25 protein-coding genes are annotated in these 24,956 nt (G+C 53.7%); 12 read left to right on the forward strand and 13 right to left on the reverse strand.

The window, feature by feature from the left end; all coding sequences use genetic code 11:
- Positions 1-28 precede the first annotated feature (28 nt).
- The 3 genes from J7395_RS19115 (at position 29) to J7395_RS19125 (ending at position 2,948) form a co-directional block, all read left to right on the forward strand.
- On the forward strand, positions 29-715 hold the full coding sequence (locus tag J7395_RS19115; protein WP_062951936.1) for a CvpA family protein: 687 nt from the start codon (positions 29-31) through the stop codon (positions 713-715).
- Positions 716-777: 62 nt separating this feature from the next.
- The gene (purF, locus tag J7395_RS19120) at positions 778-2,238 is read left to right on the forward strand and encodes an amidophosphoribosyltransferase (protein ID WP_209223201.1); all 1,461 of its coding nucleotides are present in this window, start codon (positions 778-780) and stop codon (positions 2,236-2,238) included.
- A complete protein-coding gene (locus J7395_RS19125; protein ID WP_062951934.1) occupies positions 2,235-2,948 on the forward strand; it encodes an SDR family NAD(P)-dependent oxidoreductase in 714 nt (237 codons plus the stop codon). The genes purF and J7395_RS19125 overlap by 4 nt, the downstream gene beginning before the upstream one ends.
- Before the next feature lie 53 nt (positions 2,949-3,001).
- On the opposite strand, the gene J7395_RS19130 is transcribed toward J7395_RS19125, so the two are convergent.
- Positions 3,002-3,907 (reverse strand): LysR substrate-binding domain-containing protein, encoded by a 906-nt coding sequence (locus J7395_RS19130; RefSeq protein ID WP_209223203.1) that lies wholly within the window; start codon positions 3,905-3,907, stop codon positions 3,002-3,004.
- Positions 3,908-4,010: 103 nt separating this feature from the next.
- On the opposite strand from J7395_RS19130, the gene J7395_RS19135 reads away from it, so the two are divergent.
- Complete coding sequence (locus tag J7395_RS19135; protein ID WP_209223205.1) at positions 4,011-5,048, forward strand: aldo/keto reductase; 1,038 nt, start codon at positions 4,011-4,013, stop codon at positions 5,046-5,048.
- Between the two features lie 129 nt (positions 5,049-5,177).
- The gene (locus tag J7395_RS19140; protein WP_209223207.1) at positions 5,178-5,762 is read left to right on the forward strand and encodes a TlpA disulfide reductase family protein; all 585 of its coding nucleotides are present in this window, start codon (positions 5,178-5,180) and stop codon (positions 5,760-5,762) included.
- Positions 5,763-5,806: 44 nt separating this feature from the next.
- Here J7395_RS19140 and der read toward each other — a convergent pair whose 3' ends face one another.
- From der to J7395_RS19155, 3 genes are all read right to left on the reverse strand, one after another.
- The gene (gene der, locus J7395_RS19145; RefSeq protein WP_062951930.1) at positions 5,807-7,288 is read right to left on the reverse strand and encodes a ribosome biogenesis GTPase Der; all 1,482 of its coding nucleotides are present in this window, start codon (positions 7,286-7,288) and stop codon (positions 5,807-5,809) included.
- 122 nt (positions 7,289-7,410) lie between these two features.
- Positions 7,411-8,751 (reverse strand): PQQ-like beta-propeller repeat protein, encoded by a 1,341-nt coding sequence (locus J7395_RS19150; protein WP_209223209.1) that lies wholly within the window; start codon positions 8,749-8,751, stop codon positions 7,411-7,413.
- 49 nt (positions 8,752-8,800) lie between these two features.
- Entirely contained in the window at positions 8,801-9,451 is a 651-nt protein-coding gene (locus tag J7395_RS19155) for a tetratricopeptide repeat protein (protein ID WP_209223210.1), read from the reverse strand.
- A gap of 452 nt (positions 9,452-9,903) precedes the next feature.
- Between J7395_RS19155 and J7395_RS19160 the strand changes: the two genes are divergently transcribed.
- From J7395_RS19160 to J7395_RS19170, 3 genes are all read left to right on the forward strand, one after another.
- Positions 9,904-10,329, forward strand: a complete 426-nt coding sequence (locus J7395_RS19160) for a hypothetical protein (protein ID WP_209223211.1) — start codon at positions 9,904-9,906, stop codon at positions 10,327-10,329.
- 154 nt (positions 10,330-10,483) lie between these two features.
- The gene (locus J7395_RS19165) at positions 10,484-10,837 is read left to right on the forward strand and encodes a DUF2794 domain-containing protein (RefSeq protein WP_007090374.1); all 354 of its coding nucleotides are present in this window, start codon (positions 10,484-10,486) and stop codon (positions 10,835-10,837) included.
- Positions 10,838-10,925: 88 nt separating this feature from the next.
- Positions 10,926-11,612 (forward strand): tetratricopeptide repeat protein, encoded by a 687-nt coding sequence (locus J7395_RS19170; protein ID WP_247742294.1) that lies wholly within the window; start codon positions 10,926-10,928, stop codon positions 11,610-11,612.
- A 64-nt stretch (positions 11,613-11,676) separates the two neighbouring features.
- Here the strand turns inward: J7395_RS19170 and J7395_RS19175 are convergent, their stop codons facing one another.
- The 4 genes from J7395_RS19175 to J7395_RS19190 form a co-directional block, all read right to left on the reverse strand.
- Entirely contained in the window at positions 11,677-12,705 is a 1,029-nt protein-coding gene (locus J7395_RS19175) for a ribonucleotide-diphosphate reductase subunit beta (RefSeq protein WP_062959532.1), read from the reverse strand.
- A 41-nt stretch (positions 12,706-12,746) separates the two neighbouring features.
- The gene (locus J7395_RS19180) at positions 12,747-14,621 is read right to left on the reverse strand and encodes a ribonucleoside-diphosphate reductase subunit alpha (protein ID WP_209223250.1); all 1,875 of its coding nucleotides are present in this window, start codon (positions 14,619-14,621) and stop codon (positions 12,747-12,749) included.
- Positions 14,622-14,693: 72 nt separating this feature from the next.
- Positions 14,694-14,987, reverse strand: a complete 294-nt coding sequence (locus tag J7395_RS19185; RefSeq protein ID WP_209223213.1) for a hypothetical protein — start codon at positions 14,985-14,987, stop codon at positions 14,694-14,696.
- A gap of 103 nt (positions 14,988-15,090) precedes the next feature.
- Entirely contained in the window at positions 15,091-16,023 is a 933-nt protein-coding gene (locus J7395_RS19190) for a PQQ-binding-like beta-propeller repeat protein (RefSeq protein WP_247742295.1), read from the reverse strand.
- Positions 16,024-16,209: 186 nt separating this feature from the next.
- On the opposite strand from J7395_RS19190, the gene J7395_RS19195 reads away from it, so the two are divergent.
- The 4 genes from J7395_RS19195 to J7395_RS19210 are packed head-to-tail and all read left to right on the forward strand — an operon-like array spanning position 16,210 to position 21,648.
- The gene (locus J7395_RS19195) at positions 16,210-17,505 is read left to right on the forward strand and encodes a tyrosine-type recombinase/integrase (RefSeq protein WP_209223214.1); all 1,296 of its coding nucleotides are present in this window, start codon (positions 16,210-16,212) and stop codon (positions 17,503-17,505) included.
- Positions 17,498-19,354: a phage integrase SAM-like domain-containing protein gene (locus J7395_RS19200; RefSeq protein ID WP_209223215.1), complete on the forward strand. Its 1,857-nt coding sequence runs from the start codon at positions 17,498-17,500 to the stop codon at positions 19,352-19,354. Before J7395_RS19195 ends, J7395_RS19200 begins: the two co-directional genes overlap by 8 nt.
- 37 nt (positions 19,355-19,391) lie before the next feature.
- Positions 19,392-21,257 (forward strand): site-specific integrase, encoded by a 1,866-nt coding sequence (locus tag J7395_RS19205; RefSeq protein WP_209223217.1) that lies wholly within the window; start codon positions 19,392-19,394, stop codon positions 21,255-21,257.
- 7 nt (positions 21,258-21,264) lie between these two features.
- Complete coding sequence (locus J7395_RS19210; protein ID WP_063093914.1) at positions 21,265-21,648, forward strand: hypothetical protein; 384 nt, start codon at positions 21,265-21,267, stop codon at positions 21,646-21,648.
- 160 nt (positions 21,649-21,808) lie between these two features.
- Here the strand turns inward: J7395_RS19210 and J7395_RS19215 are convergent, their stop codons facing one another.
- The 5 genes from J7395_RS19215 to J7395_RS19235 are packed head-to-tail and all read right to left on the reverse strand — an operon-like array spanning position 21,809 to position 24,942.
- Positions 21,809-22,480: a cytochrome c biogenesis protein CcdA gene (locus J7395_RS19215; RefSeq protein ID WP_231886908.1), complete on the reverse strand. Its 672-nt coding sequence runs from the start codon at positions 22,478-22,480 to the stop codon at positions 21,809-21,811.
- A gap of 32 nt (positions 22,481-22,512) precedes the next feature.
- Entirely contained in the window at positions 22,513-23,940 is a 1,428-nt protein-coding gene (gene merA / locus J7395_RS19220; RefSeq protein ID WP_101270212.1) for a mercury(II) reductase, read from the reverse strand.
- Entirely contained in the window at positions 23,933-24,208 is a 276-nt protein-coding gene (merF, locus tag J7395_RS19225; protein ID WP_101270210.1) for a mercury resistance system transport protein MerF, read from the reverse strand. Before merF ends, merA begins: the two co-directional genes overlap by 8 nt.
- Before the next feature lie 3 nt (positions 24,209-24,211).
- The gene (locus J7395_RS19230; RefSeq protein WP_062959155.1) at positions 24,212-24,541 is read right to left on the reverse strand and encodes a heavy-metal-associated domain-containing protein; all 330 of its coding nucleotides are present in this window, start codon (positions 24,539-24,541) and stop codon (positions 24,212-24,214) included.
- 11 nt (positions 24,542-24,552) lie between these two features.
- Complete coding sequence (locus tag J7395_RS19235; protein WP_062959156.1) at positions 24,553-24,942, reverse strand: mercuric transporter MerT family protein; 390 nt, start codon at positions 24,940-24,942, stop codon at positions 24,553-24,555.
- Positions 24,943-24,956 lie beyond the last annotated feature (14 nt).

Consider the following 24,956-nt stretch of genomic DNA (forward strand, 5'->3'; position numbering starts at 1 on the left):
CAGACTGACCAACAGGATTTACTGAATTATGGATTTCTCCAGCCTGCCCGATCTTGGTGCACGGGACGTATTCGATCTGGTGATTGTGGGCATTGTCCTGATCTCGGGTCTGTTTGCATTTTTCCGGGGCTTTATCCATGAAACCCTGTCGATGATGGGCTGGGTCGGGGCTGGTGTCTGTGCCTTGTACGGGTACCCTATTGCGCGTCCCTATGTCCGCGATCTGATCCCGTCTGAACTGATTGCCGATCTGGCAACCGGGGTTGGTCTGTTTCTGATCACCTTCCTGATCTTTTCCTTCATCAGCGGCCGGATTGGCCGTGCAGTTCAGAATTCCGGACTTGATAGCCTCGACAGCACCCTTGGCTTTGTCTTTGGTCTTTTGCGTGGCGGTCTTATCGTCTGTATCGGCTTTCTGGCCCTGTCATGGCTTTTGCCAGCAACCTCGCAGCCAGACTGGGTTCGCGATGCCCGCACACGCCCGGTTCTGGAAGAAGGCGCGTTCCTGCTGATGCGTGCAATGCCCGATGAAATCTTTGACACAACGGCCGAAGAAATGGCCCGTGCGCAACGTGATGCAGAAATCAACGATCAGACATACCGTCAACTTCTGGGTCCCGAGCCAAAAGGTGCTGGACCCAAGCCCCTAAACGGGTATACAAGGCCCTCGCGCGATGATTTGGATCGTCTGATAGAGGCGACCACCAACGAGTGAGGCGACAGGGTTTCGCATGGGTGCGGCATCCTGCGCCACCGGCGAGAGAGCGGAACCCACTCATGCTGACCACCAATCCATTTGACGACGACAAGCTGCGTGAAGAATGCGGTGTTTTCGGTGTTTTCGGATCGCCCGATGCGGCGGCCCTGACGGCCCTTGGCCTGCATGCGCTTCAGCATCGCGGACAGGAAGCCGCTGGCATCGTTTCCTATGACGGCGAAGATTTTCCGGCACACCGGGCGTCCGGTCAGGTCGGGGACATCTTCGGTTCTCAAGACGTAATCAAAAGCCTGCAGGGCCATCGTGCGATCGGCCATGTGCGCTATTCCACAGCCGGGGGTAAAGGCCTTCGCAACGTGCAGCCGCTATTTGCCGATTTCGAATTCGGCGGGCTTGCAATTGCGCATAACGGTAACCTGACCAACGCGCTTGCCGTGCGTGAACGTCTGGTCAAACGTGGTTCGATTTTCCAGTCGACCTCCGATACCGAAACCTTCATTCACCTGATCGCAACCAGCCTGTACGAGAAGATCGTTGATCGTCTGATTGATGCTGTCCGTCAGGTCGAAGGCGCATACAGCCTTGTGGTCATGACCCAGAAGAAACTGATCGGTGTACGTGATCCCCTGGGTGTCCGTCCGCTGGTTCTGGGCAAGCTGAATGACAGCTACATCCTGTCTTCAGAAACGGTTGGCCTTGATATCGTTGGCGCGGAATTCATTCGCGACGTCGAACCGGGCGAGATCGTTGAAATCACCGATGATGGCCTCAAATCGATCAAACCGTTCAAACCGGTGAAATCGCGTTTCTGCATTTTCGAACATGTCTATTTCGCCCGCCCCGACAGCATTGTCGAAGGCACAAGCGTCTATGACGTGCGCAAAAATATCGGTCGCGAACTGGCACTGGAATCCGGTGTTGAAGCCGATGTGGTCGTGCCGATCCCCGATTCCGGCGTTCCGTCCGCCCTTGGCTATGCCGAGGCCAGCGGTGTTCCGTTTGAACTGGGCATTATCCGCAACCATTATGTTGGCCGGACCTTTATCGAGCCGACAGATCAGATCCGCCACCTTGGCGTGAAGCTGAAACACAACGCCAACCCCGGCAAGCTTAAGGGCAAACGCGTTATTCTGGTCGACGATTCCATTGTTCGCGGCACGACCTCGACCAAGATTGTCGATCTGGTCCGTCAAGCCGGTGCTGCGGAAGTCCATATGCGCATCGCAAGCCCGCCGACCACCAATCCGTGCTTCTATGGTGTTGATACACCGTCGAAGGAAAAACTGATGGCGGCCAATCACGACATTGAAAGCATGGCAAAGATCATTGGTGTCGACAGCCTTGCCTTTGTCACCATTGATGGCCTTTATCGCGCAGCCGGTCTTCCGGGACGCGACAATAACAGTCCGGCCTTCTGCGATGCCTGCTTCACTGGTGATTACCCGATCCGTCTGGTCGATCATCAGGCCGAGAACAAGGACCGTAAACTCAGCCAGCTTGTCGAAAGGCAGTCCGCATGAGTGACGCAAAGCGCCTTGAAGGCCGCGTCGCCCTGATCACAGGGGCCTCGCACGGGATCGGTCGCGCGGTTGCAAAACGTTTTGCCGCCGAAGGTGCCACTGTCATTGCGCTGGGTCGCAATGTCGGTGCGCTTGAAGAACTTGATGACGAAATCCGGGCTGACGGCGGGAAACTTGTACTGCTGCCGATGGACTTGACCATGTATGAAAAGATCGATGCCATGGGTGCATCGATTTATGAACGCTTTGGCAAGCTTGATATCGTCGTTGGCAATGCCGGACTTCTGGGTGAACTTGCCCCGGTCGGTCATATCGATACACAGGTGTTTGAAAACACGTATGCGACCAACGTCACGGCGAACTTCCGTCTGATCCGCAGTGTTGATAAACTCCTGCGTCTTTCCGATGCCGGGCGTGCAATTTTCGTGACCTCGAATGCATCGTCCAAGGGGCGTGCCTTCTGGGGCCTTTATGCTTCGACCAAGGCAGCCCTTGAAAGTCTGGTGCTGTCCTATGCCCAGGAACTCGAAGAAACGCCTGTACGCGTTAATCTGATCAATCCGGGCCGCATCCGCACCAAGATGCGCGCCGAAGCCTATCCGGGTGAAAATCCCGAAACGCTCCCGACTGCTGAAAGCATCACTGACGTGTTTGTCGATCTGGCTGCGGCTGATTGTACACGTCATGCAGAAGTCGTCGACGCCTACTGATACGGCAGTGATCGAGATTGCGAAGGCCGGACAGGTTGATTGTCCGGCCTTTTTCAATTCAGGCGGATGTTTTCGGCACAGAAATCCAGAAACGCCCGAACACGGGCCGGTAAATGCCCGCGCCCGCCAATATAAACGGCGTTAATATCGACACCGCCACCGGGATAAAATTCGTCCAGCAAGGGCTCAAGCCCGCCATTTGCCAGATCGTTTTCGACGTGAAACCGGGCAAGCCGAACGATGCCGCCGCCGGCAACGGCCAATTGACGCGCGCTTTCGGCATCCCCAACATCAAATACGCCGCCCGGCATTACAGACACCTCCTGCCCGTTTACCCGAAACGGCCAGTCCGGAATTACACGCTGAAAGTTGTACCCGATCAATGTATGACCTTGCAGTGCATCTACGATCGTTGGTCGCCCGTGTTTTTCAAGGTATGCCGGGGACGCGGCAATCACCATCCGGCATTGGCCAAGCTTGCGGGCAATCAGTCCGGATGACTGTAATGGACCACTTCGGATCGCGACATCAGCGCGTTCCTCATACAGATCCATCACCTTATCGCTGACCGTCACATCCAGCGTGATATCGGGATACCGTTCCCGAAATAGCGGTACCAGCGGCAAAAGACGGTGCAGACCAACCGGCACGTTGGCCGTCACGCGCAACCGTCCGCGCGGTGTCATTGCAGTTGCGGCTTCCTGTTCTGCCTCATTCAGATCGGCAATGATATCAAGTGCCCGCTCATAAAAACGCTGCCCTTCGGATGTCAGGTGCAACTTACGGGTTGATCGATTGAACAATCGCGTGCCCAGCCGATCTTCCAAACGGCCGACAAGCTTGCTGACGGCGGATGGTGTCATGTTGAAATCGCCCGACGCAGCCGAAAAACCGCCGCGCTCAACGACACGCACAAAAACTTCCATCTCGCCGGATCGATTGGTTTCAAGTCGCGCCATAGTGAATTCAACTCACAAATCTTCTTCTTAGAATATCCGTAGTTGAAAATGCGCTCTTTGTCCATATTCCGTCCATGAACCATTTCCAGCGACGGAGAAGACAATGGAATACAGACAATTGGGGAATTCCGGTTTGCGCGTTCCCGCACTTAGCTTTGGCGCCGGCACCTTTGGCGGTCAGGGTCCCCTGTTCGGCGCGTGGGGTACAATTGACGCCCGTGAAGCCAGCCGCATGATCGATATCAGCCTTGAAGCAGGCCTGAACATGTTCGACAGTGCCGACGTCTATTCCGATGGTGCATCCGAACAGGTTCTGGGCGAAGCCATCAAGGGACGCCGCGACAGGATTATTCTGTCGACGAAGCTTGCCCTGCCTGTTGGCGATGGCCCGAATGACTTTGGCACCTCGCGCCACCGCCTGATCACGGCAACCGATGCCGCCCTGAAGCGGCTGGGAACCGATTATATCGACCTGCTGCAACTTCACGCCTTTGATGCCTTCACCCCGATCGAGGAAGTCTTATCAACACTTGATGACCTCGTACGTTCCGGGAAGCTGCGCTATATCGGCGCATCGAACTTTGCCGGGTGGCAGATCATGAAGTCGCTCGCCGTGTCTGATCGCCTTGGTTACAGCCGCTATGTCGCCCATCAGGTTTACTATTCACTGGTCGGGCGCGATTACGAATGGGATCTGATGCCGCTGGCACAGGATCAGGGACTGGGCGCACTGGTCTGGAGCCCCTTGGGATGGGGCCGGTTGACTGGCAAAATCCGCCGCGGCACACCGATACCGGATGGCAGCCGCCTGCATGAAACCGCACAATTCGGCCCGCCGGTCGAAGAAGATCATCTATATGACATTGTCGATTTGCTTGATGAACTGAGTGCCGAAACCGGCAAAACCGTCCCACAGATTGCCATCAACTGGCTGCTGCAGCGCCCCACCGTGGCGTCGGTGATTATCGGGGCCCGCAATGAGCAGCAATTGCGCGACAATCTGGGTGCGGTTGGCTGGTCCCTATCCAGTGATCAAATCACCCGCCTTGATGCCGTCAGCAAAAGGCAGCCGCCCTACCCGCATTACCCCTATTACATTCAGGAAGGCTTCGCCCGACTAAACCCACCCCTATTTGCATAAGGGTTATAAATACCTGTCATAGAGCCGATTATCCGGTGTTGATCACAACGGATTGATCGGCTCTGACTTGTCTTTGCCAACATCAACGGCTAGTCCGAATATCCGGTTTGATCATGCCATGGATACCCGATGCGATTTCTGCGCTGCCTTATCGTTTCTGCAATATTTGCCGCCACAGCACCTGCCTTCGGGGGGACTGAAGCATCACCGCTGACGCTGATGGGTGAAAGCAGCCAGTTTGTCGAACTTGATCCCCAACGGATCGCACGCAACACCCGATTTTATGACCGGCGAAATCACCCGACCGATATCAGCGCCTATCGCGGCAAGGTGGTTCTGGTCAATTTCTGGGCCAGCTGGTGCCTGCCCTGCATGGCAGAAATGCCGTCGCTTGATCGGTTGGCCAATGATCATTCCAATGATGATCTCGCCATCATTCCAATCTCGATAGATGAAGACGAGTTGTTGGCGGCTATTCCCTTTTACCGCCGTTTGGGCCTTCAAAACCTTGATCTTTTTGTCGACCCGACGGGCGAAACAGCCTATGGCGACCGAGATAATCCCAGGGATGCCGAATTTGCCCTTTATGGCCTGCCGATCACATATGCCCTAGATCGTGATGGCCGTATTCTTGGCTATATATCGGGACTGGTCGATTGGCAGTCAGACGATGCCGCGGATTTCATTGACCGCCTTTTGGAAGCTGCCAAATAAAAACGGGGGCATTCCTGCCCCGTTTGATGTTTATCGATCAAGTCCTAGCGCTTTTTCTTCTTGTTGCCATAGGGGTTATCACTGCTGCGCAGATAAATGCGGATCGGAACGCCAGGCATGTCGAAATCTTCGCGAAGCCCATTGATCAGGTAGCGCGTATAACTTTCGGGCAGTTCTGCCGCCTTGGAACAGTTGATAAAGAAACTTGGCGGACGCGATTTGGCCTGGGTCATATACCGCAGGCGGATACGACGCCCCGAAATGACCGGCGGCAAATGGCGTTCGGTAATGGCTTCGAGCCAGCGGTTAAGCTGCGATGTCGGAATACGGCGGCTCCAGATATCATAGATATCAAGAACGGTCGGCATCAGGCTGTCCGTGCCACGCCCGGTCAGGGCCGAGAATGTCAGGATCGGAATGCCCTTGGCCTGCGCAAAGGACGTATCAAGCTTGTCACGCAGTGCCGACATCACACCGGCCTTGTCTTTGACCGCGTCCCACTTGTTCACAGCAATGATCAGCGCACGGCCTTCTTCAAGGACCATGCGTGCAATCGTCAGATCCTGCTTATCAAGCGTATTGGTCGCATCAAGCATGATGACAACGACCTGTGCATAACGGATCACACGCAGGGTATCAGTGACTGAAAGTTTTTCAACGCGATCATCGATCTTCTTCTTGCGGCGCATCCCGGCGGTATCGACCAGACGGATCGGACGCCCTTCATAGGACCAGTCAACCGCGATGGAGTCACGGGTTAAACCGGCCTGCGGCCCGGTCATGACACGGTTTTCACCCAGAAGTTGGTTCAGAAGGGTCGATTTGCCCACATTCGGACGACCGACAATCGCAAGCTGGATTTTCGAATTGTCCTTGCGAACAACTTCTTCCTCGCCTTCATCGTCTTCGTCATATTCGATTTCAAAGGACGGGAACGAACCATCATCCTCGTCCATTTCGTCATCTTCAAAATCGTCATCAATGGCGGCAAGATCGCCTTCCTGCCGTGCCTTGCGCTGCTTGTCGCGATATTCTTCCCAATGAGGGCGCATGATATCGATCAGCAATTCCATGCCAAGCCCATGCTCGGCCGAGATCGGTGCAACATCGCCAAGACCAAGACCATAGGCCTCGTAAAGGCCGGCATCCTGATCCTTGCCCTCGTGCTTGTTGGCAATCACATAGACCGGTTTCTTGCGCTTGCGCAACCAGTCGGCAAAGTGATTGTCAAGCGGGGTGAGGCCCGCACGTGCATCAATCAGGAAAAATGCTATGTCGCATTCCTCGAAGGCCATTTCGCTTTGCTGGCGCATTTTGCCTTCGATGGAATCGTCAAACGCCTCTTCCAGACCGGCGGTATCGATAATGTCGAATCCCATATGGCCAAGACGCGCCTTGCCATAACGGCGATCACGCGTGACGCCCGGCTGGTCATCGACCAGCGCCAGCTTCTTGCCGACCAGACGGTTAAACAGGGTCGACTTCCCAACATTGGGGCGACCGATAATGGCTACTTTCAGCGACATCTGACTTTCAGACTCATTGTTATAAAACGGCGATGTGCGCCGAGGGGCAGTTTACCCCGTTCCGGCGCACGCGCATATCAGGCAAAAGATCGGATCTTTTGCGAAAAACTGTGTTCGACCCGTCAGCGATACGCGATTAGATCGGCATCCGCAGTCAGGAAGTAAAGACTGTCACCCGCAACAGAGGGCGGCAAGGTGATCGGGCCGGAAACTTCATCCTTGCCCATGATCTCGCCGCTATACGGGGAAACGGTCATGATTTCGCCCTGCTCGTTTCCGACGATCAACCGATCACCAACCAGAACCGGACCGGTCCATACCATCGGCTCTTCCTGATCTTCAGGATCGACAAAACGCGGCAAAGCGGTCACCCATTTAACCTGTCCGGTGTCCCGACGCAAGGCAATCAGATCATTTGTGTTGGTAAGAACGAAAACATAGTCGCCAGCAACCCACGGTGATTGAATGCCACCGGCCTCCAGTTCCCAGACGCGATACCCAGTACGCAGGTCAATCGCAACGGTCAGGCCAGCGTTGCTTGTCGCAATTACCAGATTGTTGTCGATCACCGGAAGGCCACGAATATCGGCAATGGCCGACACCGCATCGGTACGCCCGGCAGATGCCAGCGCATCGGACCAGATCACCTGACCGTTTTCAACACGCAGCGCGTACATTTCACCAGTGGTGTAGGCAGAAATAACAACCCCCTGATCCACGGCCGGGCTCGCACCGCCGATAAAGGATGCGCCTTCTGATGCACCACGATGGGACCAAAGCGTATCACCAGTCATCGCATTCAGTGCGACAGTCTGGTTATCGACCGTCACGACAAAGACACGCCCGCCACGGACTGTCGGCGCACCGCGCATCGGGGCGGTCACCTGCGTACGCCACATGACGGTCGCACTTGGCGCATCAATCGCGATGACCTCGGCAAAGCCCGTCGTCGCGTACAGAATACCGTTTTCATACGCAAGACCGCCCCCCAAAAGGGTGCTGTCTTCGTCCTCGTCCTTCGCCAGTTCAAGCGACCAGATACGTTTGCCGGATTTGGCACTGAAGGCACGAACAACGGCATCGGCATCAATGGTAAAGACAACACCGCGCGCAACAATCGCTTGGTTCAGCAGAAGATTGTCATCCATCGACCCTTCGCCGATGCCAACCGACCAATCCTGTCGCAAGACGTCGTTTTCAAGACCGACATGATGCAAGGCATGGCTTGGCAGACCACCATTCTGGGGCCAGTCGACCATCGGCTCCGGTTCCGGCAGGACCACACGCTGGTCGCTTAGTGCCACATCCGGCTGAACCGTGCTTTCAAGTGACAGCACGGCAAGACGTTCACCGGGAAGCGGCGGATCTTCGGATTCACCAAGCCAGCTGGAACATGCCGAAACGGCAACCGACATGCCCATGACGCACAAAAGGGATTTAATGTTGCGTGGTCTCAAAACCATATCCTCTGATCCAGTCCCTGTGAACAGGTTGCCGCTTTCATTACGCCAATCAGGCGTCAACGGCCTTCAGAATTTCACTCGCACGTGCACGCATGCCCGACGGTGCTTCGCTGTCATCGGCGATTTCGGTCAACAGCGGCTTGGCTGCCTCGATTTCGCCGGCAGCAATATGCAACATCGCAATCATTTCACGCGCAGAGTAGTACCAGGGATTTTCCGGCACAGCGATTGGTTCAATACGCGCAATCAAGTCTTTTGAATTTGCACCATCGGCATTGTTCATCGCGATCTGAACCACGGCAAGATCACGATAAATCTTTTCGACGTCGCTATTACCTGCGATTGCCTCAAGCTCGGCAACAGCAGAATCCTTTGCTCCGGCCCGCAGATAGACAGCAGCCTTCTGGAAATGACCAAGGGCGACAAAACCGGCATTGCCATCCGCGATGATCGCGTCAAGCGCACCAAGTGCCGCATCCTGTTTCTCTTCGCCTGCCTGTGCCAGTTCGATGGCGTTTGCCATGCGCGTACCGTTTTCGATGCGCGAATTTTCCTCGTAGCTTTTCCAGCCTTCACGTCCGGCAACACCCAGCACGATCACGGCGGCCACGCCAACGATGTATTTGCCGTATTTGCGCCACAGCGCTTCATTGCGCTCGCGCTTGAGGTCTTCTTCGACTTCCTGGAAAATATCAACCACGAAAACCGCTCCAATCCGATCAAAAGAAAGCGGGCAACCTGCCCGCTTATCAGAATTAATTCCGGCAAGGATTTAACGCGCCAGTACGCAAGGGGTCAAGTCCGCTGGACATCCGGAACCGCCAATATCGCAATTAAATCCCGCAAGTCCGGTTTTCATACCCCAAAGGGCCCCCGGTCCCCCTGTTTTGGGTGATGTAAACACATATCGCAGGAAAGAATTGCCGCCTGAGACAGATAACGATGCCTGAAAACGAACCGGAACCATTACCGGAATGAATGTCTGTGTTCGGATAATCGGTAAAACCGGCTGAAATGTGGCCAAACTGCCTCGACATTAAAGGGGGCTTTTGGGTTGGCCAAAACGGCACGTGGATTGCATTTGTAAATTCGGGAAACGGAATTTTAATCGTCACCGGGCAAATAGTGACCGGTCGATGCACGGAGATCAGGATGAAAAGCTTGTACAAGGCGCATAGCCGTCAAGAGGCGAAACGGATGATCCGCCAGCGCATTCTGGCTGGATTATTCGCAACGCTGCTTGGCGCCGGGGTCTCTGGCTGCGACACCACCGCATCCGACGTTGCGGGTACCAATCTGTTCACAGGCGTTGAATGGTATATCGCCCTTGATGTTGTCAGCATCATCAACACCGACAAAACACTTGTCGATCACGTCGTTTCCCTTTCGACCGGCCGGGATTGCTCAACCATCCGCAAGATTGACGGCAAATCCTATTGCAAAAAGGACCCGGTTCCCGAACCTCCGCTTTATTGCTATCGCACTCTGGCCTCGGTCAGCTGCTATCGTACGCCTGATCCATATAATACCGGCACCCAAACCGTTGACTGGCCACCGACCCGATCACGCAGCCTGTAACTCGGACAACCATCTGAAATTCCAACGATATTTGTAAAAACTTTGCCCCAACAGCCTATTCAAACTTGAGGCTGCGGACAAAGCGCGCTACCGTGTCATAAGGGCGTCACAAATGCCCGAACCCGGCCTTCTGAAATTACGTCCGGAGAAAGACATGGGTACATTGTTCAATCTGGCTCAATATCGCAAAGCCAAAAGCTTTGTGCATTTCGACCGGACTGAACTGATGCAACTCATGAATACCTATTCCAGACAGGTCGCAAGTGGTGCATGGCGTGACTACGCCATTGATCATCTTGATGGCATGGCCATGTTTTCGATCTTCCGTTCCTCGCACGAAACGGCCATCTTCACCGTCATCAAGCTTGGTGCAGATCACAAGAATGCCGGGCATTTCGTTGCACTTCACAGCGGTGAAAAAATCAAACAAAGCTCCGAAATCCAGAACGTTCTTGATGCCGTTGAAAAACGCGCCCGCAAAGTCGTCCCGCTGTTCAAATCCCGTTAAAGATCGGTCCCGCCTTTTGCCCCTTTCCATTTTTTTCTTCCGTGCGCCCGTTCGCGGCATTCGCCCTTTTGTATACGGCCTGCTTGCCTTGGCATTCGCATGTCACGCACCTCCGGCCCGCGCAGATTACACAAGCGGCTACAAGGCCTATCAGGCCGGCAATTATGAAATGGCCCGCGCGCAATGGCGCGTTGCCGCACAGGAAGACGATCCCCGTGCACAATATGCCCTTGGGCTGCTTTATTACCGTGGACTTGCCGGGCCAAAGGATTACCGGCAGGCTGCCGAATGGTTTTCTCTGGCCGCGCGTGCCAATCATCCCAATGCGATCTACTATCTTGGCCTGATGTATTTCAATGGCTGGGGACTGCGCTATGACCAGTTTCGCGCAACCGAGTTCTTCAAGCGTGCTCTTCGCGCTGCCCCCGGCAATTCCGATGCAGCCTTTTTGATTGGCGAACAATATTTTCACGGACGCGGGGCAGAACAAAACTATGTCGAAGCCGCCCATTATTACAGGATCGCCGCCGAAAACGGCATGCATGCTGCCCAGTTTCTATTGGGCGCTATGACTGAACGAGGCTGGGGTGTTGAACCCGATTATGCCGATGCCTATTACTGGCTGCGCCGTTCGGCACTTGGCCCCCTGACCCTGCCGCCCGGTGTCGAACTTGAAATGGACCCGGCAACCGCAATCGCCAATCTGGAACCAAAGCTGCGTCTGGAAGAAATCAGACGCGTCGATAAACGACTTCAGGAACTCTCTGCTCCCTGAACCCCAAAACCAAAAGACCGCCCCAAAGGCGGCCTTTTGCATAATATTCATTCCGTGATCGGGATCAGGAAAATGCCTCATCCCAGGTACCGCGTGTCGCGGCCTTGGAATACTCGGTCGCACGATTTTCAAAGAAGTTGGTGTGCTCGACCGCATTCAGCATCGCGTCCATCCACGGCAACGGGTTCTGTTCGATCCCGTACTGCTCTTCAAGTCCAAGCTGGCTAAGGCGACGATCTGCGATATAGCGAATATATTTCTTGATATCTTCCGCCGTCAGGCCCTGCACGGCACCGGCTTCGAACGAAAGATCGATAAACGCATCTTCGTGGCTGACGATGGTTTTGCAGGCCTCGATCAGGTCGCTGCGCATTTCGTCATCCCAGATTTCCGGGTTCTCTTTGCAGAATGTCCGAAACAGACGAATGATACTTTCGCAATGCAGGCTTTCGTCGCGCACCGACCATGTCACGATTTGCCCCATGCCCTTCATCTTATTGAAGCGTGGGAAGTTCATCAGCATCGCGAATGATGCAAACAGCTGCAGACCTTCGGTAAATGCGCCAAATACCGCAAGCGTCTTGGCGATGTTGCGTTTGCCCTGTGCCGTCAGGCGCAAATCTCCATGTTCATCAGTATATTCATCTTCCGGGCCGATGCCCCAAATCTGCATGTAATCGTATTTATCCTTCATCTCCTTGTATTGGAGGAAGGCCTCATACTCGGCTTCGGGCATACCGATGGTATCAAGAAGATGCGAATAAGCCGCGACATGGATGGTTTCCATGTTCGAAAACGCCGCCAGCATCATCTGGACTTCGGTCGGCTTGAACACGCGGGTATAATGACGCATGTAGCAATTATTCACCTCGATATCCGATTGGGTGAAAAAGCGGAAAATCTGCGTCAGCAGGTTACGCTCGGCATCGGAAATCGTGTGGTTCCAATCCTTGACATCATCAGCCAGCGGCACTTCTTCGGGCAGCCAGTGAATTTGCTGCTGGGTCAGCCATGCCTCGTAGGCCCAAGGATAGCGGAATGGCTTGTAAACCGGGTTTTCCGTCAGAAGATCAATTACTTTATCGTCAGACATATCGTCACTTCTCGCAAAAATTTCCGTGCCCTCAAGCCGCCTTACTGGCAGGCGAGGCATTCATCATAATCAGGTTCACTGGCAGCCTGTGCGGTGGCAGCCGCAACCAGTGCCGGGATTTCGAACGAGCTTTCCGGGCTTGGCATATCGTCGTCATTCGACTTTGCCCGCCCCGGAATATTCGCAACCACCTCGGCCCGCTGGATCGATTTCGACCGACAGTAATAAAGGCTTTTGACACCCTTCTTCCATGCCTGAAAATGGATCTGATGCAGATCGCGCTTATGAACATTCGATGCTAGGAAGATGTTCAATGACTGTGCCTGATCGATCATCGGCGTGCGATCACCGGCCAGTTCGATCAGCCAGCGCTGATCAAGCTCGAACGCGGTCTTGAATATGTCTTTTTCCAGATCGGACAGGAAATCCAGATGCTGAACCGATCCTTCATGCACAGTGATCGAGGTCCAGACTTCCTCGTTATTCCGGCCTTTTTCCTCAAGCACCTCGGCAAGATACTTGTTACGCACGTTAAACGAGCCCGAAAGCGTCTTGTGGGTATAGGAATTTGCCGCCATGGGCTCGATCCCCGGCGAAGCACCACCACAAATGATCGAGATCGAGGCTGTCGGCGCAATTGCCGTTTTATTCGAGAAACGTGCTTTGATGCCGTATTCGGCCGCATCCGGGCAGGAACCACGTTCTTCGGCCAGCTTCTCGGATGCCGCATCGGCATGTTTTTTGACGTGATCGAAAATCTGCTTGTTCCAGACCTTGCTCATCACCCCTTCAAGCGGCACTTTCTGCGCCTGCAGGAAGGAATGGAAGCCCATCACGCCAAGACCAACCGAACGTTCGCGCATCGCGGAATATTTCGCGCGCGCCATCGTGTCGGGCGCATGATCGATAAAGTCCTGAAGCACGTTATCAAGGAAACGCAGAATATCTTCGATGAACTGCGTGTCATCCTTCCAGGTCAGGTAATGTTCAAGGTTCAGCGACGACAGGCAGCAAACAGCAGTACGATCCCCGCCCAGATGATCCTTGCCGGTTGGCAATGTGATTTCCGAACACAGGTTCGATGTCTTTACACTCAGCCCGGCCAGCTTGTGGTGTTCCGGCACCGCCCGGTTCACGGTATCGATGAACAGCATATAGGGCTCGCCGGTTTCAACGCGCGACGTCAGCAAACGTATCCACAATGAACGCGCGCTGATTTTGCGGACAACATGCCCGTCTTTCGGCGATGTCAGCGCCCATTCCTCGTCATTTTCAACCGCACGCATGAAGGCATCCGAAATCGCAACGCCCTGATGCAGGTTGGGTGTCTTGCGGTTCGGGTCACCACCGGTCGGACGACGCATTTCGGAAAATTCTTCGATCTCAGGATGGCTGACCGGCATGTAAACCGCAGCCGATCCGCGGCGCAGGGACCCTTGGCTGATAGCCAGTGTCAGGCTGTCCATCACGCGAATAAACGGTACCACGCCCGATGTCTTGCCGTTCTTTCCGACCTTTTCGCCGATCGAACGCAGATTGCCCCAATACGAACCGATCCCGCCGCCACGCGCCGCAAGCCAGACATTCTCGGTCCAGATATCGACAATCCCGCCAAGGTTGTCGTCCGCCTCGTTCAAAAAGCAGGAAATAGGCAAGCCGCGGGTCGTTCCGCCATTCGACAGGATCGGGGTTGCCGGCATGAACCAAAGCTTTGAAATATAGTCATAAAGACGCTGCGCATGCGCTTCGTTATCACCATAGTAACTGGCGACGCGCGCAAACAGATCCTGATAGCTTTCGCCCGGCATCAGATAGCGGTCATTCAAAACCGCCTTGCCAAAATCGGTCAGCAATGCATCGCGCGAACGATCAACAATGACGCGCGCACCTTTTTCGTGCTGCACCACATCCAGCATCTTCATGCTTGTAGTCCCCTTACCTGAACGGTCGCCCGTTGGCGGCGATCCGCTTCCTGTTTGTTATCTTCATCAAACGGCACTTGCCTGATCCTGCCCCGATTGACGGTCTGCCAGATCACCAAAATCGCCGTTTCCAATGCCCGTTTGAAAATGGTTATGCCTGCTCAGGACCGGATTGAAAACACAATATGTAGTGGGAACAGATAAAAAACCGTCAATCGATTGTATCAGTTCCGTTACAATCCCGGATATCCAATGATTCGCGGCAAAGGCGCTTCTGGCGCGCCCTGTGGTCAAGCAAAAGATCAGCAAAATTTTTGCGAACTGCTTGAACCCAAAGGTTGAGTTTGGGGTGATCAGCATCCCTCAAATTCGCAAAATACCAGTTGCGATTCCCGATTTGAATAGCCCCAAACAAAAAGCGCCCGGACAAACCGGGCGCTTTTTGCAGATACTCAAAACATGCTTAGGGCAGCTTGTAGGCCATCACGTAATCCCCGGCCTTGGTCCCGATAGAACCATGCCCACCTGCAACGATCAGCACATATTGCGTACCGTCATCTGTGGTGTAGGTCATCGGTGTTGACTGCCCGCCAGCGGGCAGTCGCGTTTCCCAAAGCTGTTTGCCCGTGGTGACGTCATAGGCACGGAAGTAGTTATCAACCGCCGCACCAAGAAACGCCACACCACCCTTGGTGATGATCGGGCCCCCGATACCTGGCACACCAAGCTTGAACGGCAATGGCAGGGGCGTCATATCCTCGACCGTACCGTTTTTATGCTTGTAAACAACCTCGCCAGTGCGAAGGTCCGCGCCCGCGACATAGCCCCATGGCGGAGCTTGGCACGGTACGCCAACTGGTGACAGGAACGGCCCCATACTGACTGCATAAGGCGCACCTTCATTGCGGTTGATTCCCATCTCGCTGGCCTTTTCCGTACCGCGCGGCGGCACTTCGTCGCGCGGGATCAGTTGCGATGTGAAAGCAAGATATGTTGGCATGCCGAACATGATCTGTTTTTCCGGATCAATCGCCACACTGCCCCAATTGAATGTGCCGAAGTTGCCGGGATAAACCAGCGTCCCCTGCAAGGATGGCGGGGTATAGCGACCTTCATATTTCAGCTGATGGAACTGGATGCGACATACAAGCTGATCAAACAGCGTAATGCCCCACATATCCTTTTCCGTCAGCGGTTCAGGCATGAAGGTAAGATCCGAAACCGGCTGTGTCGGCGCGGTGAAATCTTCCGGAATGGCGCCCCCCGGGGCCGGAACCTCTTTCACCGGAATGATCGGCTCACCCGTCCGGCGATCAAGGACATAGATATCCCCCTGCTTGGTCGGCCCGACAAGTGCCGGGACATTTTCACCATCGTCTGTGGTGATATCAAGCAACGTTATATGACATTACTAACATTGTTCACATACACAAACTTCCTTGCTAACATGGCTGTTTAGCTGCCACAGTGCCCACAGACCTTACCTGCACCGCCAGCATGCTGGCGGTGCAGGTAAGGTCTGATATCACAGCCTCAAGATGACAAACAAAACCCGGTGCCCGACATTTGGAATGAGGGAAGCATGCGGACAGTTCCCTACTACACGGTTGCCAAAGCAGCGGATATCGTTCGACCTGCAACGATCACCCGCGATACCGAGTGGGATCAAGTGAAGAGCCACAGTCTCCCTATCGGTTTCCACTATCTTGTCTATGACGGATGCAGAATTGTTGAGCCGGTCTTATTCTATCTCCATGACAAATGCGTACGGTCCTCGAGAATTCCCTCGGTAGGAAACACACAAACAGCTTTAACCTATGACCTGTATGAGTGGTTCTCATATCTAGGCTTGTTTCATAGGGACTGGGACGCTGCTTGTTTTGATGACATCGAACTGTATCGCGACAGGCTTTTATGCAGCAAATCACCTAAAACCGGTAAACGATATGCTGTTGCAACAGTACGCCGCAGGCTCGGCACCATAGTTGACTTCTATGAATGGGCGACCAGACAAGGCTTGATTGAGTTTGATGCGAAAGAGTTTTATGAAGAACGTATCAAACCCCGAAATTATGCAATTACCCGGATGACCCATGTCCAATCCGGCGACAATACGGTCAAAACGAGTAAACTGCTTCCGAGAACCTATAACAGTGAAACGGCTGAGGCATTTTCTCCCGAAGCTCTTCAACGAGTGCTCGCCGAACTTGGTTCGATCCCCGGAGACAAAGCTGATCGTCGTCCATGCAGAGACCGGCTCATTGCCAGCCTTGCTGTCGCCACAGGAATGCGACTTGACGAATGTGCCAACCTCACTCTGTCGCAATACAAGAATCTCAAGAAAGATGGTAGCTACAGCAACGTCGCATTGCCTCTGTATAAAACCAAAGGCCTGAAGCCGCGCACAGTTGTCATACCGGGCATAATCCATGATGATCTGCGACATTACGTAAAAACAGAACGGGCCCGTGCGGTTCGACGCGCGAAAACATCTGTCGAGGCTCTTTTTGTCAATCACGCCCATGCCAAAAGAAATCCGGGTGAAGCAATAACAGCTCATTCCATCTGGCGCCACTTTCAGCACGCGGTTCTGAAAGCCGGTCTTGTGTGCTCTTCCCATAAAAACGGCACCACCAGCCCCTCAGACAGACCTGAAGCCCTGCACAGCTTTCATCACCTCCGTCATACCTTTGCGGTTACCATGTATTTTGAACTGGTTCGCGCGGGCAAAGCAGAACCCTGGCTCAGCCTGCGAACATTGCTTGGGCATAGTCACATAACGACAACAATCAATACATATTTGCGGAGTGTACAAATTCGGGAAGCACTTATGACAGATAACCTGAATACGTATCTCAAGGCCCTACGCGATGGCTAGAAAGCGCATGGACAGATATTTTCTCACGCATCGCCCGGGTGAGGTACCTGCCTTCGACAGGAACAACCTGGCCAGTCCGGAAAAAGAAGAGAGAGAATACGGGGTTATTCAAAAGCTGGCACCTGACGGAAAACTGTGTCAACTCACGCTGAACTGTCCCCGTACTGCAAAATCCAACCGCGGCAGTGCAGAGATCAAGGTCAGTGACGATTGGCTCAAAGCCGAATATCTGTCTGTCCCGTTTGCTACGGCCATTTTTTCTCACATTCGCAAGTTTGGTCCCTCTACCCAAACCAACAAGGTTCAAGCTCTCAATCGCTTCTTTGCTTTTATTTGCGAACAGGGAAAAGCACATTTTGAACTGTCGGATCTGACCACAACTCTTTTTAATGAGTACATTTTCTGGCTCGACACCCAACAGCTTACAAGTAAAACGAAAGCCGGGCTAATCTCCCCACTCCGTGTTGTGTTGCGCTATCTCAAACAAGATCCACAATATACAAGAAAAGTCCCCGGGGATGCTTATATTAAGCCAAACCCTTGGCCGGGCGTAAACGAGCAGGTTTCTCATCGATCAATTTTAGCTATCACCGATCTTGTAACGATTGAGCGCGTCTGCATCAAAGAAATGCAGACATGGATGACCAAATGGGAAGAAGGAAACCATCTCATTCAATCTGGCAGGGAACGATTACAGGCTGGCGCGTCGCCCACTGAGCACAAGCTTGAGACACTGCTGGCAGCTATTGAAGATCAGTATGATGGCTATGTCACGAACAGCAAACAATTCTTTGCTGACTGCGAGGGCCGGAGACGACAAATCGAGTTTTTCGGAGGAATCAAGGGTATTGCCCCGTGGCTGTATGCAACGAAGCGCGCTCTGGTCCCGTTTGTCGTGATGATGGCAATCAGGACGGCCTTCAATCCGGAAACCATACTGGCTTTACGAAAATCCGCCCTTCGGGAGAGCTCTTTACTTAAAGGAAGTGCCGAACTGGCACCGAGATATCGGGTGGTCGGCGGGAAGAAACGTGCGAGAGGAGACCAGGTCCGAACCTATCCTCAAGACAGCACAGAGATTGATAGCCCGATTTCCATTTTCAACAATGTCAAAAAGCTGACCCGACGACTACCAAATGCCGAGCACGATCCCGACCATGATATGCTCTTCATATTTCAGGGCAGAAATTACGGAAGGGTTCATCATTATCTCAATGCAACCTGCACCTTCCCTAACGCACTTTCTGCTTTCAGGAAAGATAATCAACTCCCTGATTTCAGCTTGTCGAACATTCGCCCCACCATCTCGGAGATCGTCAATCAACTCAGTAACGGGGATATCAAGGCACAGCAGGCAATTCTCAATCATTGGCGCACAGAGACAACGGAAACGCATTATGTGTCGGAAGCGGCCCGGCACCGCAGACGGGAAACATTGGGCAATCTTTTGAACCGACGGGAACGATATATCCAGACATCCGGAAAGTCCGATGACCGTATCAATATTCCAGACAATACAGGTCGCGCCGCAACGCCGGGGTTTGAATGCACCGACCCCTATGATTCTCCTCTCGCATCCCAGTCCACAGGACAACTCTGCACCGCCTGGGGAGAGTGTCCGCTATGTCCTCGCGCCGCCGTGATCCCCGACAATTCACACGCTTTGGCACAACTGCTTCATCTCCACAATGCCATTGAGAAAGCACGTCACGATTTACCGCCAGGTCGCTGGCTATATTGGTCAACGGTACAAAAGGCCCTGAACAATTGGCTCAGCAAGTTCCCGGCCAAGAGTGTTTGGCATGAGGCCAAAAACATTCAAAGAACCCACGCCATTCTGATCGAATGACATGAACCCTATACAAACCGCTACAGCATATCATCTCATGGCAGCGGAAGATCTGCGGGAAACGAGGATCAACCGCCATTCCCGCTGGTCTGATGACAGATGGTTCTTCGACAATCTGACGCCAGGTCACGACGCTGCAGCCAGCACCATACGCTGGGATTTCATCATGCCGGACGGCAGTAAATTCGTTGATCCTAAATGGGCGATATTGCTCGACGCGCATCGTCGACTGGTCTGGTCATTGATTGTCGACCCAAGACAGCGACATAGATACAAGCCGGGCTCAATGGGCAAGCTCTCCCGGCGGGTTCATTATCTTGCCCGCTGGATGGGCAAATCCGGCTACGCTCATTTCGGCGCGCTTGATACCAACGCATTCGCCCAATATCTTGATGACCTGCTGATTGATAAACGCGATAAAGCCAATCTCAATGCCCTGTATCTTATGGAACATCTCGCATTACCTGTTTCTTTGGGATATCAGGCCCCTGTTCTGGCAAAAGCCGGAATTCCTGTACCGGGCAGCGCCCCCTGGCATGGCATGACGGCGTTCGAGGTCGCGAAACAGCTGGCAGGCAGGGAACAGGGATCCGTCCCGCCCGTCCCGGACCCCATATTTTTACACATAATGACCAGTGCCTTGCGCATGCTTGATGAAGCAGAGGATATCATTTTACAGGCTCGGCATTTCGCGGACACCAAAGACCTGCTGGTTGCCGAAAAACATGCACCAGACAGGCAGCATTTACGGGATCGCATCAACTCTCTGACTGACGCGTGCCTGATCCTCATCCAGGGATTGACGGGTATCAGAGTGAGTGAATTGCTGGGACTGCAAGCCTCTGATACGCCACTGGCACAAAATACCTTGCCCGATTGCATAAAAATTGAACCGTCGGCCAGCGGTCTTCATGAGATATTTTACCTTTCCGGTCATATCTACAAGACGACGAAAACGCCTCGCCCGGTCACCTGGGTCACCGGACTGCGCCCGGTTGGGAGTGATCACCTTCCTGTTCCGGTCAAGGCAATATCTGTCATCGAAAGGTTGTACGCCCCCTGGCGCACTCGAAGAAACATCAACGAACTGATTGTCGGTTTTAGCCGAACAAAAAGCCTGACCAAAGATGTGAAAGCCCATACTTTAAGTTGGGTCAATCGCTGCCAGAGAAGGTTCTTTGTCAGAAGCGGTGTAAAGGATTGGACTGTGACCTCTCATCAATGGCGCAAATCCTTCGCCCAATATGTCATCCGAAGCGACAGCTGCATGCTCCCGGTGCTTCGGGAGCATTTCAAACACATCAGTATGGCGATGACGGAACAGGGATATATAAATGCGGATCCAGAACTGAAACAGATCCTTGATGATGCTGCGGTTCAGTCAACGGTCTCTCTCATTGGCGAAATGATTGCCGGCAGAAAAAACGTCTCGGGGGCCCTCAGTGGAAAACTGAAAGAGACTGCGAATCAACTCGGAAAATCTCTGGACAACCGTCCCGAAGATGACCGCCCACGCGATATTGAAGAACTGGTTCGTACCTCGGGTATACGGGCACATGATATTCGCTGGGGAAAGACATCCCTCGGAACCTGCCTGTTTCGACAGGGAACCGGGAATTGTACCATCGGTTGCTCTGCCCGATGGGTGATCAGTGCGCCGCTATGGTCGGCCGCACGCCCGGATTTATGTTGGGAATGTCAAAACCTTGTCCTTGACGAGACTCATTTGCCCTTCTGGAAAGACCGCCGGGCCAAATTGCAAGATGATCTGAAAACGGCAACAACCAATGATGACTTTGCTCTCGCACAACTCTGCAAACAACGCCTCGAACAATGTATTATGGTGCTAAACAAGCTTGAAACCACCGAAGCTGCAGCTGCAGAAAACAACAATCCCGGGTAATGAAACCATGTCACCCACATCTGTTGAAGCCGCATTCATGATGGCGATTGATCGGCTCCTCGCGCGTCATGCTCTGAAAGCCAATTCCAGCAATACACCCAAAATCAACAAAAGTATGGTTGCGCGCGAAGCCGGGCATAGCCGGACAACACTGTACAAATATCCCAAAGTGCTTGAGAGACTGAAATCATTTGAGGCAACAGCAAAATCATCAAAACAAAATGAGATCATGAGTCTGCGTCAGGAAATCGCCAAATTAAAACAGGAAACCGGGACGGCGAGAGACCTGATGGCAGCAATGCTGCTTCAAATGCGCGAGATGGAACGACAAACGGCTTCAAGAATTCGCCAGGCAGTACGTATGACACAAGCAGAAGGTTCTGATACGTAATGGGCCTTCCACGACACAGGAAGACTCTTAACAAGCCTTTTACATCAATCGTGGTGTCTACGCCAAGCCTCTCCTAATGCACATGTCTCCCATCTTCCATAAATCATCCCACTTACGACAGATCACTTCCGCAGATCAGCAGAGAGGCGCCTCCCCAAGTTCATGCCTCTGCCCAGTCTGCCAGATTGACAAACAGCCCGAACCAGATTGACCATAGGCCAAGGGCGATGAAAACAAAGCCGGTCAACCAGCGGCGCGCGCGCATCCAGTCGGTAAGCCCGACCAGAAACGAGGCAAATCGCGGCACGACAGAAAACGGCACCAATGGAAGTGATAGCGACAGAGCAAAGACGGTCATCAGGACGAACCCCATCGCGGCGGAACCTGTTGCAGTTGCCGCTCCCATCAGGCCAAACAAGATCGGTGCGGCACAGGCTGGAATGTTCAGGCCGAACGCAATGCCCTGAACCCACGGGTTGCGCGTAACCCGCCAACCATCCGGTGCTATGCGGATACGCTGAAGCAACCGTCTGCCTGCACCGGACAGGAAGACAATCCCGATGACCATATAGATCCCCCCGAACACCAGCCATACGTTGGTCTGAACTCCGATCATGCGTTGTCCCAACATCACGGTCACACCACCGAAACCGCCCATGACCAACAGGCGTGCGAGCATGAATGCTGACAAGGCTCCGATCCGCCTACGCATTGGACGGTCGCACTGGCTGTTCAGAAACAGCATGTGTGCGCCAATCGTGCAGGGTTCGATAAACCCCAGCAAACCCAGCCCAAAAGCAAGACCGGTCAGATTGAACAGGTCCGGTGTCACGATTGCAAATTCCTCATTATCGCCACATGGCATCACCCGGCACAGCAAGACAGTTTGGCAACATCCTTGCCAAAACCCTGGGCGGCAAGTTTCAGTCCCTCGACGGTCGTCAGATACGGAAAGATCGTGTCACCAAGTTCTTTTGCAGTCATGCCGAAACGTAAGGCGATGACCATTGTCTGAATGCTGTCACAGCCCTCGGGTGCCAGTATCTGAGCGCCCAGCAAGCGGTCAGTTGCTTCATCTGCAATGAGTTTTATCAAACCGCGTGTATCACGGGCGGCAAGTGATCTGGGCACCTGATCAAGCGGTACGACAGATGTCTTGACCACAAAGCCCCGTTTCTGTGCCTGAACCTCGGAGAGACCTACTCCTGCAACTTGTGGATCGGTGAAGACAATCCAAGGCATCGTTGTGTTGTCATATGTCCGTTCGTCATGGTTATAGGCATTTAGTGCCGCAAGTTTGGCTCCGTAAGCTGCCATATAAACGAACTGGTCGCGTCCGGTCACATCGCCCGCGGCATATACATCGGGACGCGTTGTCCGCATATAAGCGTCCACAACAATTCCGCCATTCGAATTTACTTCAATTCCGGCCGTTTCGAGTCCTAATCCGTTTGTATTCGGCTTACGGCCCGTCGTTACCAGGATATGTTCAGCAGAAAGAACCTCAGCCTGGCCATCAACGTTAATGGTCAGTTCCGTTTTATCATTCTTCCGTTCAACCCGCTCATAGGTGAGGCCCGTGCGAACGGATACCCCTTCATTCCTTAACTCCTGAGTGAGCGATGCAGTAATTTCCGGTTCTGCTTCGGGAAGAAGCCGTGACCGTGTCACCAGCGTAACCGAGCTGCCGAGCCGTGCAAACATCTGAGCCAGTTCACAACCGATATATCCCCCGCCAATCACGAGAAGTGATTGTGGCTGCTGATCAAGTTCAAGTGCCGTTGTGCTGGTCAGACAAGGGACATTCTCAATGCCCGGAATATCGGGAAATGACGGGGATGTGCCGGTTGCAATGATTGTCTTTCTTGCAACAAGCTTTTTGCCGTCAAGCAGAAGACCGCTGTCATTAAATACAACATCCCCTTCGAGATAATTGATGCCATCATATTCGGGCAGCAGATCGATATATTTCTTCTGACGCAAACCGGAAACCAGTTCATCCTTGGCTTTGATCAGCGACCGCCAGTTGGCAACATGGGCGTTGCCGGCAAGGCCGGGAAACCGCGCTGCCGCCCCGGCACCATGCACGGCCTCTGCGGCCCGGATCATGGTTTTAGAGGGCACGCACCCGACATTGACGCATGTGCCGCCAATCATCCCCTTGCCGATAAGTGCGACCCTTGCGCCCTGTTCAGCGGCCGTAATCGCCGCCGAAAAACCGGCCGAGCCCGCGCCGATGACAGCAAGATCATATTCCTGACCCTGTTTGCGGGGCGTGCAGCAATCATTCATGTCGTTCCCCTTTCCGGGAGGCTGGTTTGTGTGGGACCGGTTGCGTATCGGTGCTGCAGCAGATGCGTGCCCGGTTGCGTTGCCGATAGCCGTAAAGCACCAAGGCGATGAACAGGATCAATCCGGGTATGAGGACATAGTCGATCCAGCCCAGCCATGCCGAGAGGCCGAAGGCCCCGAACGTGACAACGAGGATGGGCGTAAAACAGCAGATCGCGGTAACAATTGTTCCGGTGACCCCGGTTTTGAAAATGGTGTTGTGGTGCAATGTCTAATCCCGCGCCCTGGCCGGATAACCGGCATTTGTCGAAGCGGTCCCAATGGTTTCACCACTGGCAACGGATGGATCGAAGATGACCGTTGCGGTTTTGGCATCGAAATTGATCTCGACTGCCGCTACGCCGGTGACAGCTTCCATTGCGGTTTTAACCGTTACCGGACACAGGGCACAGGTCATGTTTTCGATGTCGAAAACGGTTGTTTGTTCAGCCTGCGATGTGGCACTGGCTGCTTGTGCCGCAGTCGGAAGAAGACCTCCCGGATGCATGGCAGCCAGTCCCAGAGCAAATGCCCCAGCCACGATAATGTCTGTTCGTTTCATGTCGATTTCTCCTAATAGAATAGCGATGCCCACCAGTTGATTGTCAGGGCCAGCCCCACCAGCACGGTTGAGAACCACAGGACGGATTTGGTGATCAGGGCGGATTCGGGGCGGGCGCAGTAAGATCCTTCGTCGCACGCCGGTTTTGTCTTGAAATAGACCTGCCAGAACCCCAGCCCGATGAATATCAGTGCCACCGTCGCGAAGAGGGGTTTGTAAGGTTCAAGGGCCGTCAGATTGCCGATCCAGGCCCCGGATACACCCAGCATCAGAAGCAGGAGTGGTGCGACACAGCAGGCCGATGCAAGAATGGCCCCGGTCACACCGCCAGCCGCAAGCAGACCTCTTTTTGCCTGTTTCCCGTCATCGGGCGATAAAGGGTCCGGTTTGATATCGTTCATGTGATTTGCCTCAA

The organism is Thalassospira sp. A3_1 (assembly GCF_017744215.1).
Taxonomy (GTDB): Bacteria; Pseudomonadota; Alphaproteobacteria; order Rhodospirillales; family Thalassospiraceae; genus Thalassospira; species Thalassospira lucentensis_A.

Bases quoted from the DNA above. Each gene is read 5' to 3' on its own strand.
- J7395_RS19230 (WP_062959155.1), bottom strand. From the start codon at position 24,541: ATGAAACGAACAGACATTATCGTGGCTGGGGCATTTGCTCTGGGACTG.
- der (WP_062951930.1), bottom strand. From the start codon at position 7,288: ATGTCGCTGAAAGTAGCCATTATCGGTCGCCCCAATGTTGGGAAGTCG.
- J7395_RS19235 (WP_062959156.1), bottom strand. From the start codon at position 24,942: ATGAACGATATCAAACCGGACCCTTTATCGCCCGATGACGGGAAACAG.
- J7395_RS19125 (WP_062951934.1), top strand. From the start codon at position 2,235: ATGAGTGACGCAAAGCGCCTTGAAGGCCGCGTCGCCCTGATCACAGGG.
- purF (WP_209223201.1), top strand. From the start codon at position 778: ATGCTGACCACCAATCCATTTGACGACGACAAGCTGCGTGAAGAATGC.
- J7395_RS19165 (WP_007090374.1), top strand. From the start codon at position 10,484: ATGGGTACATTGTTCAATCTGGCTCAATATCGCAAAGCCAAAAGCTTT.
- J7395_RS19115 (WP_062951936.1), top strand. From the start codon at position 29: ATGGATTTCTCCAGCCTGCCCGATCTTGGTGCACGGGACGTATTCGAT.
- J7395_RS19175 (WP_062959532.1), bottom strand. From the start codon at position 12,705: ATGTCTGACGATAAAGTAATTGATCTTCTGACGGAAAACCCGGTTTAC.
- J7395_RS19130 (WP_209223203.1), bottom strand. From the start codon at position 3,907: ATGGCGCGACTTGAAACCAATCGATCCGGCGAGATGGAAGTTTTTGTG.
- J7395_RS19200 (WP_209223215.1), top strand. From the start codon at position 17,498: ATGGCTAGAAAGCGCATGGACAGATATTTTCTCACGCATCGCCCGGGT.
- J7395_RS19180 (WP_209223250.1), bottom strand. From the start codon at position 14,621: ATGCTGGATGTGGTGCAGCACGAAAAAGGTGCGCGCGTCATTGTTGAT.
- J7395_RS19135 (WP_209223205.1), top strand. From the start codon at position 4,011: ATGGAATACAGACAATTGGGGAATTCCGGTTTGCGCGTTCCCGCACTT.
- J7395_RS19195 (WP_209223214.1), top strand. From the start codon at position 16,210: ATGCGGACAGTTCCCTACTACACGGTTGCCAAAGCAGCGGATATCGTT.
- J7395_RS19185 (WP_209223213.1), bottom strand. From the start codon at position 14,987: ATGCTGATCACCCCAAACTCAACCTTTGGGTTCAAGCAGTTCGCAAAA.
- J7395_RS19150 (WP_209223209.1), bottom strand. From the start codon at position 8,751: ATGGTTTTGAGACCACGCAACATTAAATCCCTTTTGTGCGTCATGGGC.
- merA (WP_101270212.1), bottom strand. From the start codon at position 23,940: ATGAATGATTGCTGCACGCCCCGCAAACAGGGTCAGGAATATGATCTT.
- J7395_RS19140 (WP_209223207.1), top strand. From the start codon at position 5,178: ATGCGATTTCTGCGCTGCCTTATCGTTTCTGCAATATTTGCCGCCACA.
- J7395_RS19160 (WP_209223211.1), top strand. From the start codon at position 9,904: ATGAAAAGCTTGTACAAGGCGCATAGCCGTCAAGAGGCGAAACGGATG.
- J7395_RS19210 (WP_063093914.1), top strand. From the start codon at position 21,265: ATGTCACCCACATCTGTTGAAGCCGCATTCATGATGGCGATTGATCGG.
- J7395_RS19205 (WP_209223217.1), top strand. From the start codon at position 19,392: ATGGCAGCGGAAGATCTGCGGGAAACGAGGATCAACCGCCATTCCCGC.